The sequence below is a fragment of the Achromobacter sp. GQ309 genome (assembly GCF_059759315.1).
In genome coordinates, this window is sequence record NZ_JCAXDP010000009.1 from 59767 (window position 1) to 73176 (window position 13410).

The 13410-nt window shown below is 65.6% G+C and carries 11 protein-coding genes; 2 read left to right on the plus strand and 9 right to left on the minus strand.

Going from position 1 to position 13410, the window contains the following annotated elements; all coding sequences use genetic code 11:
- Positions 1–16: 16 nt before the first annotated feature.
- The 8 genes from AC6CIE_RS24850 to AC6CIE_RS24885 all read right to left on the minus strand — a co-directional run bounded on the left by AC6CIE_RS24850 (position 17) and on the right by AC6CIE_RS24885 (position 9967).
- Entirely contained in the window at positions 17–2419 is a 2403-nt protein-coding gene (locus AC6CIE_RS24850; RefSeq protein WP_498094426.1) for a TonB-dependent siderophore receptor, read from the minus strand.
- Between the two features lie 234 nt (positions 2420–2653).
- Entirely contained in the window at positions 2654–3640 is a 987-nt protein-coding gene (locus tag AC6CIE_RS24855; protein WP_498094428.1) for a FecR family protein, read from the minus strand.
- A 12-nt stretch (positions 3641–3652) separates the two neighbouring features.
- Complete coding sequence (locus AC6CIE_RS24860) at positions 3653–4216, minus strand: sigma-70 family RNA polymerase sigma factor (protein ID WP_498094430.1); 564 nt, start codon at positions 4214–4216, stop codon at positions 3653–3655.
- A gap of 28 nt (positions 4217–4244) precedes the next feature.
- Complete coding sequence (locus tag AC6CIE_RS24865; RefSeq protein WP_498094432.1) at positions 4245–5600, minus strand: type II toxin-antitoxin system HipA family toxin; 1356 nt, start codon at positions 5598–5600, stop codon at positions 4245–4247.
- 2 nt (positions 5601–5602) lie between these two features.
- The gene (locus AC6CIE_RS24870; protein WP_175139537.1) at positions 5603–5863 is read right to left on the minus strand and encodes a helix-turn-helix transcriptional regulator; all 261 of its coding nucleotides are present in this window, start codon (positions 5861–5863) and stop codon (positions 5603–5605) included.
- 237 nt (positions 5864–6100) lie between these two features.
- A complete protein-coding gene (gene ilvD, locus AC6CIE_RS24875; protein ID WP_175184871.1) occupies positions 6101–7969 on the minus strand; it encodes a dihydroxy-acid dehydratase in 1869 nt (622 codons plus the stop codon).
- A 139-nt stretch (positions 7970–8108) separates the two neighbouring features.
- On the minus strand, positions 8109–8921 hold the full coding sequence (locus AC6CIE_RS24880) for an AraC family transcriptional regulator (RefSeq protein ID WP_239215165.1): 813 nt from the start codon (positions 8919–8921) through the stop codon (positions 8109–8111).
- A 146-nt stretch (positions 8922–9067) separates the two neighbouring features.
- The gene (locus AC6CIE_RS24885; RefSeq protein ID WP_191578806.1) at positions 9068–9967 is read right to left on the minus strand and encodes a LysR family transcriptional regulator; all 900 of its coding nucleotides are present in this window, start codon (positions 9965–9967) and stop codon (positions 9068–9070) included.
- Positions 9968–10153: 186 nt separating this feature from the next.
- Here AC6CIE_RS24885 and AC6CIE_RS24890 point away from each other — a divergent pair, with 186 nt between their 5' ends.
- Together AC6CIE_RS24890 and AC6CIE_RS24895 are read left to right on the plus strand one after the other, a co-directional pair.
- Positions 10154–10699, plus strand: a complete 546-nt coding sequence (locus tag AC6CIE_RS24890) for a GNAT family N-acetyltransferase (RefSeq protein ID WP_175122177.1) — start codon at positions 10154–10156, stop codon at positions 10697–10699.
- The gene (locus AC6CIE_RS24895) at positions 10696–11934 is read left to right on the plus strand and encodes an MFS transporter (RefSeq protein ID WP_498094434.1); all 1239 of its coding nucleotides are present in this window, start codon (positions 10696–10698) and stop codon (positions 11932–11934) included. The genes AC6CIE_RS24890 and AC6CIE_RS24895 overlap by 4 nt, the downstream gene beginning before the upstream one ends.
- 695 nt (positions 11935–12629) lie before the next feature.
- Here the strand turns inward: AC6CIE_RS24895 and queC are convergent.
- Positions 12630–13349, minus strand: coding sequence for a 7-cyano-7-deazaguanine synthase QueC (gene queC, locus AC6CIE_RS24900; protein ID WP_105240947.1), 720 nt, complete (start codon positions 13347–13349; stop codon positions 12630–12632).
- Positions 13350–13410 lie beyond the last annotated feature (61 nt).

Sequence of the window (13410 nt, forward strand, 5' to 3'; positions counted from 1 at the left end):
CAAAACCTCATCCGGCTTAGAAGGCGTACTTTACCGTCAGCATCGCTTTTTGCGGCGATCCATAGAACCCTTGCCCGTCGCCCGTCAGATCGAAGTACTTCTTGTCGAACAGGTTACTGATATTCAACTGCGCCGACAGATTCGGCGTGAACCGGTAATTCGCCATCACGCTGGTCAGCATCACCGAGCCCTGTTCACGCCGGGCCTTCACGCCTGCCGACGTCGTCTGGTCGATGTACACGCCGCTGCGCCATTGCACGCCTCCGCCCACCGTCAACTTGCCCGAGGTGCCCGGCACCAGATAGGTCGTGAACAGGTGCGCAAGATTCTGCGGGCGGTACGTGTTGAACCGCTTGCCCTCCGCGTCGCGCACCAGCGCGCGGGAGAAGCCCGCCGTCAGTTGCCATCCCGGATTCACTTCGCCCGACGCCTGCAACTCGAAACCTTCGCTGGTCAGTCCTTTGGCGCCGCGATAGGCGAACTCCGACGTGCCATCGACGAAGCGCGAGCCATCGCGCTCGGCCACGTTGTCCTCTTCGATGCGGAACACCGAGAAAGAGGTGCTGAGCCGGCCGTCGAGATAGTCGGCCTTCACGCCCGTCTCGTAGCTTTTGCCTTGGACAGGATCCAGATACCTGCCGCTGGCGTCGCGATATGCCTGCGGCTGGAAGATGTCGGTATAGCTGACATAGCCGGTGTATGTGTCGTTGAAGTCGTAGACCACGCCGGCGTATGGCGTGAACTCCGTGCTGCGCAGCTCGTCGTCGCCGCTGTCACGCACCCAACGATTCTGCCGGCCGCCGACGATCAGTTTGAGCGAATCCGTGACCGACAGGCGCAGCGCGCCGTATGCCGCGGTCTGGCGCGTCTTGTTCTTGCCCAGGGTATTGAATTCGCCCCAACCCGGATCCGGGTAGGAGCCATCCCATTCAAATATGTTGCCCACGGGACTGGTATTGAGGGCGGGATAGTTGCCATAGCGCAGCGTGGACCTGCTGCCAACGAGGCCGAACACGGCTTCATGCTGGCGTCCGAACAATTCGAACGGCCCGCCCGCCTGGATCGAAGCGCTGTTCTGATCGAACTCCTGGTGCGAGCGGTTCAGCCAGACGTTCAGGCCCATTCCGGTATCGCGATCCGGTTGCCCCATCAGATACAGCAGCCTGGAATCGTATTCACTGTCGAGCCGGCTGACGTTGGCGGTGATGTTCCAGCCGTTGTCGAACTGGTGCTCCACCGAGGCGTAGATCGTGTTGTTGGTAGTGCTCCAGCGCGTCCAGTCGGCCCCGATGCTGAAGCTGCGCCGCCAGCTTGCCGGCGAGCCGTCGCTGTACAGCATCGGCAGTCCGCCCCACGTCACGTCGGTCGGCCGTTTGTTCTGGTGCTCGAAGCCTACGCGCACGGTGGTGTTGGCCGTCACGTCGGCCTCTACCGTGGCCAGAAAGGCCTGATTGCGCGTGTGGTAACGGTCCAGATACGAATCGCGCTCTTCCATCATGCCCGCCACCCGGGCCCGCACAGAGCCATCGGCGTTGACCGGCGTGGACAGATCCACCGTCGCACGGCGGTCATCCCAGGACCCGATGCCCAAGCTGACCGCGCCCGTGAACTCCTTGCTCGTGGCGCGCTTGCGCACCACGTTGACCGATGCGCCTGGATTGCCGGTGCCGGTCATCAGACCGGTCGCGCCGCGCACGACTTCGACGCGATCGTAAAGAATGGGATCGAAGTTCGACGTGCCGAAGAAATCGTTTTGCGTGGACACCGGCATGCCGTCGTAGGAATAGCTGTCGACATAAAAGCCACGCGAATGGATATCGGTGCGATCGATGTCGGATGACGTCGTCACCAGGCCCGTGACCGTTTTCAACGTTTCCCCAAGCGATGTCAGGTTCATGTCTTCGATCTGCTGGCGCGTCACCACGCTCACCGACTGCGGCGTTTCTCGCGGAGACAGCCGCAGTCCGGTCGCCGCAGTGGTTGCGCGCACCGTGTAGGAGCCCGTTCCTTCCGTGGTCAGCAGGTTGCGCCCTTCCACCGTTACCGGCTCGAGCTGCGTCGCCTGGGCGGCCGGTGGGCGCGACAAGGTGACCGTGTCGCCCCGGCGGTCATATTGCAGGCCACTGCCCGCAAGCAGACGGCGCAACGCCTCTTCGGGGGGCAGCGCGCCGGACACGGCCGGCGCCTGAATGCCTGCGACCAAGTCCTGGGCAAAGAAGATCTGCAACGAGGTCTGCCTCCCCAACTGCAGCAACGACTGCTCCAGCGGTTGGGCTGCGATGCTGATGTGCGCGGCGGGCGTCTGAGCCTGCACCCCTGCCGGCGCGCCACCCAGCGTCAGGGCCAATGACAGGGAAAGGGTGCCAAGCACGAAGGGCGTGCGTAACGCGCTCGTGCGGCTTGCAACTTCGGTATTCACGGTGTTCCGTTCCAATCAATCAAACCGGCGTCTATGCGCCACAACCCTTGGCCAAGGTTCTCCCGGAGCCCGCGCCGCATGGCAACGCACGCCCCCTCGTAGGAACAAACGAGCGGGCGCGGCAAACACCTCAACGCAAATGAAAACTATTTTGTAACCGTGCCGATTATGGCCGCGCGCGGCGTCCGCGGTCCGGCAGGGACTTGCGCATGGAGCAATGGGGAGGCGCCGCTGTCAGCGCGGCACAATGACTGCGCCGCCGCCGGCCAGTGGGCGTACCTGAACCGGCGCAACGGCCGGCAAGGCGGCCAGAATGTCTTGCGGCTTATCGATACTGAAAACGCCGGCCACGCGATAGTCGCGCAGCGCGGGGGCATCGAGTTTGGCGGGATGTTCCAGGTAGCGGTTCATCTCGGCCACCACCTGCGCCAGCGGCGCATTGCGGAATACGATCTTGCCCTGCCGCCACGCCAACAGGTTTTCGATCTGAACGGGTGTCGCGGCACTCAACAGCCCATCTCCGTCACGTTCGACCGATTGCCCGGCGATGAGCTGACGCTCGGCCCGGTTCCACCAGCGACCCGTGGTGACCTGCACCGAACCCGACTCCACCGCCACCCGCGAATCGTCCGAGCGCACGTCGAAGCGTGTACCGGTCACGGTCACGGTCACCGCCGGCGCATGCACGACGAATTGGCGCTCGCCATCGTGCTGAACGGCAAAAAAAGCCTGACCCGACGTCAGCGTGATATCGCGTCGCCCTTCAAAGAAGGCGACTTCCAGGCGCGTGTTCACGTTCAGGCTGACGACCGATCCATCCGGCAGTGTCACCTCGCGCCGTTCGCCGGCCTGGGTCTGAAAAGCCGCGCGGTAGGACGGCGCCTCGCTGTTGAGCAGGGGGACTGCCACCGCCGCCACCGCAGCCGCCGTGCACGCGGCCGCCGCCCATCCGAATACGCGGCGGCGCGGCGTTGGCGCACCGCTTGTCGCGGCACGGCTGGCGGCCAGCATGGCGCGCAGCTCGTCTTGCGGCAACTGATCCGTGGCCCGCCACAGATATTCGATCTTGCGATATGCCTCGTCGTGCAAGGGGTGGGCGCGACGCCATGACGCACAGGCGTCGATCTCGTCGTGCGTAGCCTCCCCCGACTGGACACGCGCGAGCCAGTGCGCCGCGCGGGCACGCAGTTCGTCGGCGGAGGATTCGTCTTGGCGGGTCATCGGGAAATCATCTTAATCGGACGGCGCATGCTGCTTCAGCCTTTCACCGATGTGTTGCAGCGCACGGATCATGTGCTTTTCGACCATACTGCGCGAAATACCCATATCCGCCGCAATCTCGGCATGGGTCCAGCCTTCCAGCCGGTGCTGCAGATAGACGCGCTGACAGGCAGGCGGTAGCTCCTGCAGCGCCGCCATCAGCGCCGTCAACAGTTCGCCAGCGTAGTACGCGGACTGCCCGTCCGCCACCGTCGGATGCTCACGCTCGGCAAGCTCATCGATTGCCCGCACCGGCAGGATGGCACGGCGCCGGTGCTGGTCGATCACGCCATTTGAGACGCCGCGCACCAGATACGCGCGCGGTTCCTCGATATCCACGATGCCGCGTTCAAGCAGCTTCACCGCCACGTCCTGAACGGCATCCTCGCCATCCGGCGAGTTCTTGTTGCGCCATGCGCCAAGCAACTCGCGGTAATGGGCGAGCCAGCCTTGCTTGCGCTTGAGCGATGCAGACATTCGAGCCGGGCGAAGATCGGGAAGACGCGAATAATAGCAATTATTCTCATTCCGAGGCATCTAGCGCCGTGCCGCATGCACGCCTTGGCTATCCCGCCAGTCTGTCGGCCGCGGCTTGCAGGCCCTGGAGGATGGTATCGGCCACGTGCTCGGGAAACACGGGCGGCAATATGTCTCGCACCGCGCGCACCACTTGCGGCGTACGCGAAACCAGGTCGTCGACCACCGCCTCCACGCCCCGGCCGTCCGGCGCCACGACACCGTGTTCCGCACCGACGGCGAGCCAATGCCGCCGCAGGATGTCGCGCATGAGCCAATGGGTGTTCTTCGAGCGCACAGCCATGGCCATGCGTGCCTTGAACGGCGACAGCTGGTTGGCGCCGGTACCGATGACGGGATAGGCAGACAGTACGTCGTACAGCGGCGTGAGCTCGTACGCGCCGCCGGGCCGCAGAAAAATGCTGAAGTTCTTTGCGTGGCCATCGGTGGCGCGCAACATCCAGAACAGGACTTGTGACTGGAAAAACGTGCGCCGGTCGCGATCGGGCTCGCGCGAGGTGGCCAGCAGCTTCATGATGCTGCGCACGCCGGGGCCGCCGTCGGATTCGTACTTCAGATGCGGCGGCGTGCCCGTCGCCTGGCACATGTCTTCCTGCGGCAGGCGGATCAACCAGCGCTTGCCGTCATCGTTGCGCCACCACATGCGGTCGAACCGCTCGACCGCCAGCACCTTCATGTCTTCGAACATCAACGGCTGGGTGCGCGCCACCGGCAGCCCGTACGCATGGAGAATCTCGGAACACAGCCACTCGTTCTCCACCGAATGACTCATGTCGAACTTCAGGTTGCCGACGAGGCCGAGCGGCATTTTGAAGATATGCGTGGTCGGCGTGGCGCCGTGAGGCCTGCACCAACTCCCATCGAGCCACAGCATGGCCGTCTTTTCCTGGGCCCCGGCGATCGAGATGCGGAACCCGTCATCGGCGTCCGCATTGCGCCCGCCCAAAGGTCCGGGAGTCAGGGTGCTGCGCAGCGCCTGGGCCACTTGCGCATCGCTGAGGGGAATGGCGTCGACCTGCGTCACGGGGTCAGGCGCCACGCCGCGGGGCATGACCTGAACAGCGCCCACACAATCCCGACCAACTTCGGCCAACAACGAGAACGCATCAGTGGAACCCGCCTGGAACCGCCGCGCGACGCGTTCGCGAATGTTCTGGCTGTCGGGCAGCAGATTCTCGAAATAGCTGCGCACGATCTGTCCGCGATGCGGCGGATTGCCCGGCGTGAAGGGGAGCGAAAGCGAAAGTGGCCGCCCCCGGCCCGAGGCAGTCCATGCCTCGTCGTACTGGAGCGTCTCGCCGATCTGGGGCTGGACGCTCCAGACGCCCACGAAGTCCCCGTTCATCCAGAGATCCAGAGCGCGGTGGTGCGATCGTCGGCCCATGGCTACCAATCCGGTGTGGCCGATGTCTTGGACGCGGAGGATTTTTCCCGTTGCCGCAACACAACTTCCACGCCCAGGATGCCGAGGATCTCCAGCAACCTGTCAGCGCCAAGCTTGCCGGCGTTGCGCTCAAACGCCGAAAGCGTTTGCTGCGTGACGCCAAGACGCAGGGCAGCCTCAGCCTGGGTCATGCCCGCCTGTTTGCGGAAGGCCCGGAGCAAGGCGGGAAGCTGGTCCGCCGTGCGGACGGTGAAATCGGACATGCCAGCCCTTGAAGGTGAGGTTTACAGATTCTAGGTTGTAAAACTGGAATACGCAATTTAGGCTGTATTTATCAAATACAACTCATAAGTTGTATTTCAAAAATACAATGTGCAAGCTGTAATTGATCCTCGCTCTCGCGATGCAGGCAACAGCAAGATGCGCATCGAATATCGTCAGCTGAAAAAAAAACGGCGCACCAAGTGCGCCGCCTTTCACAACAACTCGCCATCAACCGATCAGCGCTTGCCCTTGAGCTTGAGCTGCGACAGATCGCGCACCGCGCCGCGGTCGGCCGACGTGGCCAGCGCCGCATATGCCTGCAGCGCCTGCGACACCACGCGTTCGCGGCCCACCGGCTCCCAGCCGTCGGCGCGCGCGTCCATGGCGGCGCGGCGGCGGGCCAGTTCCTCGTCGGAAACGGCCAGGTGAATCTTGCGGTTGGGGATGTCGATCTCGATCGTGTCGCCTTCTTCGACCAGACCGATCGTGCCGCCTTCCGCCGCTTCCGGCGAGGCATGGCCGATCACCAGGCCCGACGAGCCGCCCGAGAAGCGGCCGTCGGTGAAGAGCGCGCAGGTCTTGCCCAGGCCCTTGGACTTCAGGTAGGACGTGGGATACAGCATTTCCTGCATGCCGGGGCCGCCCTTGGGGCCTTCGTAGCGGATCACCACCACGTCGCCCGCCACGACCTTGTCGCCCAGGATGCCTTCGACGGCGTCGTCCTGGCTTTCGAAGACGCGCGCGCGGCCCGTGAAGACCCACTGCGATTCGTCCACGCCGGCCGTCTTGACGATGCAACCCTTTTCAGCGAGGTTGCCGTACAGCACGGCGAGGCCACCGTCCTTGGAATAGGCGCTTTCCTTGCTGCGGATGCAGCCCGTCTTGCGGTCGGTGTCCAGCGTCAGGAACGTGGCGTCCTGGCTGAAGGCGACCGTGGTCGGGATGCCGCCGGGGGCTGCACGGTAGAACTTCTTGGCTTCTTCGCCCGCGTCGCCGGCCACGTCCCATTTCTGGATGGCGTTGCCCAGCGTGCCGCTGTGCACGTTGCCGCAGGACAGATCCAGCAGGTCGGCGCGCGCCAGTTCACCCAGGATGCCCAGGATGCCGCCAGCGCGGTGCACGTCTTCGATGTGGTACTTGTCGGTGGCAGGCGCTGCCTTGCACAGGCACGGCACCTTGCGCGAGATGCGGTCGATGTCGGCCATGGTGAAGTCCACGCCGGCTTCCTGTGCCGCGGCCAGCAAGTGCAGCACGGTGTTGGTCGACCCGCCCATCGCCACATCCAGCGCCATCGCGTTCTGGAACGCGCTCTTGGTGGCGATGTTGCGCGGCAGGACCGATTCGTCTTCTTCGACGTAGTAGCGGCGGCACAGGTCCACGACCAGGCGGCCAGCCTGTTCAAACAGGCCCTTGCGCCAGGCGTGCGTGGCGACGATGGTGCCGTTGCCGGGCAACGCCAGACCGATGGCTTCGGTCAGGCAGTTCATCGAATTGGCCGTGAACATGCCGGAACAGGAGCCGCACGTGGGGCAGGCGCTGCGTTCGACTTCGGCCACTTCAGCGTCCGACACGTTGGGGTCGGCGGCCTTGATCATGGCGTCGACGAGGTCGATCTTGGCGATGACCTTGCCGTCGGTCGGCGACTTGACCTTGCCCGCTTCCATCGGACCGCCCGACACGAACACGACCGGGATGTTCAGGCGCATGGCGGCCATCAGCATCCCCGGGGTGATCTTGTCGCAGTTCGAGATGCAGACCATGGCGTCGGCGCAGTGCGCGTTGACCATGTATTCCACCGAGTCCGCGATCAGTTCGCGCGACGGCAGCGAATACAGCATGCCGCCGTGACCCATGGCGATACCGTCGTCAACGGCGATCGTGTTGAATTCCTTGGCGACGCCGCCGGCGGCTTCGATTTCCTTGGCCACCAGCGCGCCCAGGTCGCGCAGATGCACGTGGCCCGGAACGAACTGCGTGAACGAGTTCACCACGGCGATGATCGGCTTGCCGAAGTCGCCATCCTTCATGCCGGTTGCGCGCCACAAGGCGCGGGCGCCGGCCATGTTGCGGCCGTGGGTCGAAGTGCGGGAGCGGTAGTGCGGCATGATCTGTCTCAGGCTGTAGCTGTTAGCGTGGGCGGCAAAACGCTAAATAATACGCTGCTTCCGCGCCCGGCCGCCCGTGCGCGCCCTGGAAACGGACGCGCGGCGGTCGGCCGGCCACCAGCCGGCCCGCCGGCGGCCATCAGGCGGAAGCCACGCCGCGCGCCGCGAAAGCGCTGGGCGACTCCCCCAGCGCCTTGCGGAACATCGCTGCGAATGCGCTGGGGCTTTCGTACCCCAAGTCCAGCGCCACATCCAGCACCCGATCACCCCGCGCCAACCGCTCCATCGCCGCCAAAAGCCTTGCCTGCTGGCGCCAGCGGCCGAACGTCATACCCGTGTGGCGCACGAAGAGCCGGTGCACCGTCTTGGGATCCACGCCCAATTCCCGCGCCCAGTCCGCTGCCCCGTCCTGCCGTTCCGGATGGCGCACGATGGCGCGGCAGATGCGCGCCAGCCGGGGCTCCGACGGCTGCGGCAGATGCAGCGGCAGCACGGGTTCCTGGCGCAACTCATCCAGCAGCAGCATCATCAGCCGCCCGTCTCGCGTGTCCGGCTCCCAATCCAGCGGCACCTCGGCGGCGGCCGCCATCAATTCGCGCAGCAGCGGCGACACGGACAGCACACAGCACTGCGCCGGCAGGTGTGCCGCCGCCCCCGGCTCGACGAAAACGGTGCGCATGCGCGGTTCGCCGCTCATGCGAATGCCGTGCGACACCCACGCCGGCACCCACACGCCGCGCGTCGGCGGCACGACCCAGATGCCCGCGTCCGTATCCACCACCATCACGCCCGACATCGCGTACACAAGCTGGCCGCGCCGATGGCGGTGTCGCTTGACCCGGTGACCGTCGGGATAGTCGATGGCCAGCCCCGCCAGCGGCCGGCGCGAGGATTCGTAGGGATAGAGATCGGGTTCGGCGAGGGGTCGGGTCGTATGGCTCGTACGGGCCATCCGGGTCTTATGCAGCGTAGTGGCAGCAGCGACCCAAGGAGTCGTACTGGTCGTAGGAGTCGTACGCGTCGTTCGGGCCGTAGAAACGGTAGAAGCCGTCGCGATCGAAGGCGCCATACGAGTCGAGCCGGACCTGCGTGAAGCCGTCATGACGCCCGCCCCCCCAACGCCAGCAGCGCGTCCTGCAAATGCCGCAGCCCGCGGCTGAGCGGCTTGTCGCGTCGCAGGACGATCGCCAGATCGCGCGACAGCCTTGGCGTCAGCGAACGCACTTCAAGCGCGTCACGCCGTCCGGCGCCCGACACCGCCAGCCGGGGCAACACCGCGCAGCCCAGCCCCGCCCCCACGATCTCCTTCATCGCCTCCGTGCTGCCCAGCTCCATGATCGGCTTGGCCGCCACGCCCGCCGCCTCGAACCAGTCGTCCACCAGCCGCCGCGTGCGCGCGCCCGGCTCGAACAGCACCAGCGGCAGCCGCGCCAGCGACTGCGGCGTCACGACCTCAGGGATGGCGGCCGGATCGCGCGAAGGAAAGATCGCCACGAACTCGTCCTCCATCACCGGCGTCGCCTGGAACATGCGGCCCGGCGCCGGCAGCGTGATCAGCACGATATCCAACGTATTGGCCTCCAGCCCGCGCAGCATGTCCGCCGTATTGCCCGTGCTGGCCACGATGTCCAGCGCCGGAAACCGCTGACGCAGATCCGCCAGCACCGGCGGCAGCAGATAGGTGCACGCCGTCGCGCCCGTGCCAAGCCGGATCCGCCCCGACACCTGCGACGCATGCGACGCCATCGCCTGCTCGGCCTGCGCGATCGCGCCGTCGATCACGCGGATATGGGCCAGCAATTCCCGCCCCGCCGCCGTCGGCCCCGCGCGGCGTCCCACGCGCTCCACCAACTTCAGCCCGAAACGCCGCTCCAGTTGACGGATCTGCAGACTGACGGCGGGCTGCGTCACACCCCCACGTTCGGCGGCCGCGGAAAAACTGCCCAGTTCGATGACCTGCGCAAACGTGCGCAGGTGGTCCAGATTCAAGCCGCGCATGGATTCACCATAGTTTTGCTTATGAAAATCATAATAGACCAAAGCTTTATTAATGAATCACCTTGCCCCACACTGGCGTTTTCGATCGGCCCTGCGTACTCCCACCCTCGGACACCTCCCAACTCATGTGTCCGTTGGTGCGGCGCCTTGCACACCCGATTGCCTACTAAATCTCCGGCCATTTCCATGTCGCCCCATTCGCCCACCGTCCTCATCCGCGACAGCGCGGAAGCCGATCTGCCCGCCATCAAGACCATCTACGCGCATCACGTGCAGCACGGCACCGCGTCCTTTGAACTCGAGCCGCCCTCCATCGCCGAAATGCGCCAGCGCCGCGCCGGCGTCCTAGAAAAGGAAATGCCTTACCTCGTGGCCGAGATCAACGGCGAGGTCGTCGGCTACGCCTACGTCACCCCCTACCGCCCGCGCCCCGCCTACCGGCACACCGTCGAAGACTCTGTCTACGTCAAGGCCGGCCGCGCCGGCCTCGGCATCGGCGGCAAGCTGCTCGCCGCCCTGGTCGAGCGCTGCACCGCCGCCGGCTGGCGGCAGATGCTTGCCGTCGTCGGAGACAGTCGCAACGCCGCTTCGCTTGCCCTGCACGCCAGCCAGGGCTTTCACCCCGTCGGCACCCTGCGGTCCGTGGGCCACAAGCACGGCGAATGGCGCGACACCGTCCTCATGCAGCGCAGCCTCGGCGACGGCGACACCACGCCCCCGCAACGCCCATGATCCGCGCCCGCGCCGTCATCTGTCTGGGCCTGACCCAGCTCATCGGCTGGGGCGTCACCTTCTACCTCATCGGCGCGCTCGGCCCGGCCATGACCGCCGACCTCGGCTGGAGCACCGCCACCGTCTACGGCGGCTTCTCCGCCGCCATCGTCGTCATGGCCCTCGTCTCCCCCGCCGCTGGCGCCGCGGTAGACCGTTGGGGCGGCCACCTCGTCATGCCCGCAGGCGCCACGCTATCCGCACTCGGCTGCGCCCTGCTCGCCATCACGCACTCGCACACGCTCTACTTCGCCGCCTGGGCCGCGCTCGGCGTCGGCATGCGCCTGTGCCTCTACGACGCCGCCTTCGCCGCGCTAGCCCGCGCCGCCGGCCCCGCCGCGCGCCGGCCCATGTCCCAGATCACCCTCTTCGGCGGACTGGCATCCACCGTCATGTGGCCCGTCGGCCACTTCCTGGCCGAATGGCTTGGCTGGCGCGGCGCCGCCTGGTGCTACGCCGCCCTCGCCCTCGCCACCATCCCCCTCTACCTGGCCCTACCCCGCCGCCGCTACACCGCGTCAACCGCCGACCCCGGCAAGGCCGCCACCGGCCTCACCCGCACCGCCGCCGAACGCCGCCTGGCCGGCACCCTCTACGCCGTCATGGCGATGCTGACCAACTTCCTGGCAGCCGGCAACGCCGCGCACCTTTTCTCGCTGCTGACCGGCCTGGGCCTGGCCACCGCCGCCGCGGTCAGCGTCGCCTCGCTCTGGGGCATCGGCCAATTCGCTGCCCGCTTAGGCGACGTCCTCGTCGGCGCCCGCCTTCATCCGCTGACGCTCAACCTGGCAGTGGCCCTGGCCCTCCCGCTGTGCTTCCTGCTCGCCCTCGTCCCCGGCGGCAACCTCTACGCCACCGCCGCCTACACGCTGCTCTACGGCGCCTGCAACGGCCTCATGACCATCACCCGCGGGACCCTGCCGCTCGCGCTTTTTGACTTCCGCAGTTACGGCGCGCTGGTTGGCGCGTTGCTGATTCCCAGTTTTCTGCTCACCGCTGCGGCGCCTGTTGCTTATGCGTTCGTTATCGAGTGGCAGGGCGCGAAAGCAGCGATGATGGTGTCCGCCGCGCTGGCCGCGATCATTGCTGCGGCGGCGATGACGCTGAGATGGAAGTTCATCGGCCGGGTGAAGGAGGCCGCGATAACGGCGGCCGTCCCGCCGAGTGTGGTGCCGGCGGCGCGGGATGGTGTTTGAGCGGCGGCGTTCTTGAGTCGGTGTCAGACACCCAAGAGGCGACGGCGCAAGATGGCGGGCGATTCTGTAGGGTGTCAGACACCTAGCGCACACCTGGCGCGGCTCTAGGCGGTGACAGATACCCAAATACACCGCAGCCATGCGCGAAGCGTCATCGCCGGACGCAAGACACCGCGTAAGCCCCGCCAGGCCGCCCGCGCGGCCGCCGAGGGGCGGGCCCCGCAAGACGCTTCAAACCCGCACAACAGCAGGCAAGAACCTCAAGAACTCGATTCGCCCCAGCGCCCGCCAAGCTGAAACCACCAGAGCCCGGCGTGTCGTCGGCCTGGGGTGCGCGGGGCGTGTAGATGCGCCCGAGGGAATCTGAAGGCAGTCGCCGAAGGCGACAACGAAGATGACAAAGGGGCAGTCCGGAGCGAAGGCTCCGGACCGCAATCGTAGCCCCGCGCGCCCCAGGCCGACGACGCGACGGGCGTCTTAAGAACCAGCCCCAGCCAGTAGAAACACCGGGCGTCTTAAGAACCAACCCCAGGCCGTCGAAACACCGGACATCCCGAGAACGAACCCCAGGTCGAAAAAACCGGACGTCCTAAGAATCAACCCCGGACAAGCAAAGCGCCCAGATCATCAAGCCACAAACCAACGCAAAACCGTCAGCGCTTCCACATTCCAAGCACCAGAAAATAACCGGCAGCTCACCCCTCAGCCGCAGAAGCCACCACCCACTTCTCCCACCCGATCTTCCTCAGCTTGCAAGCCGGGCACTCCCCGCACCCATAGCCCCAATCATGCCGAGCCCCCCGCTCCCCGAGATAACACGTATGGCTTTCCTCGACGATCGTCTCCACCAACGCATCACCCCCCAGCGCATAAGCCAACGCCCAGGTCTCCGACTTATCGATCCACATCAACGGCGTCTCGATCGTCACCCGTGACCCAAGTCCAAGACCCAGCGCTACCTGCTGCGCCTTGATCGTGTCATCCCGGCAATCCGGATACCCGGAAAAATCCGTCTCGCACATTCCACCCACCAGCACATCCAACTGCCGCCGATACCCCAGCGCCGCCGCCAGCGTCAGAAACAGCAGATTGCGTCCCGGCACGAACGTATTCGGCAAGCCATTCGCCTGCATCTCGATCGCCCGGTCGCTGGTCATCGCCGTATCGCCCACCTGACCGAGCACCTTCAGGTCCAGCAGATGGTCCTCGCCCAACCGCGCCGCCCAGTCCGGAAAATTGGCCCGGATCTCGCGCAGCACATTCAGCCGCGCCGACAGTTCGATGTGATGGCGCTGTCCGTAATCGAACGCCACCGTCTCCACGTGCGCATAGCGTTCCAGCGCCCAGGCGAGACAAGTGGTGGAATCCTGCCCGCCCGAAAACAGCACGAGCGCGCGACGTTGATGATTTTGCATAAAGGGGGCTTCTGGAATAACGAAGGGATACCCCGCACTTTAACCGAGCAAACCGCCTCCC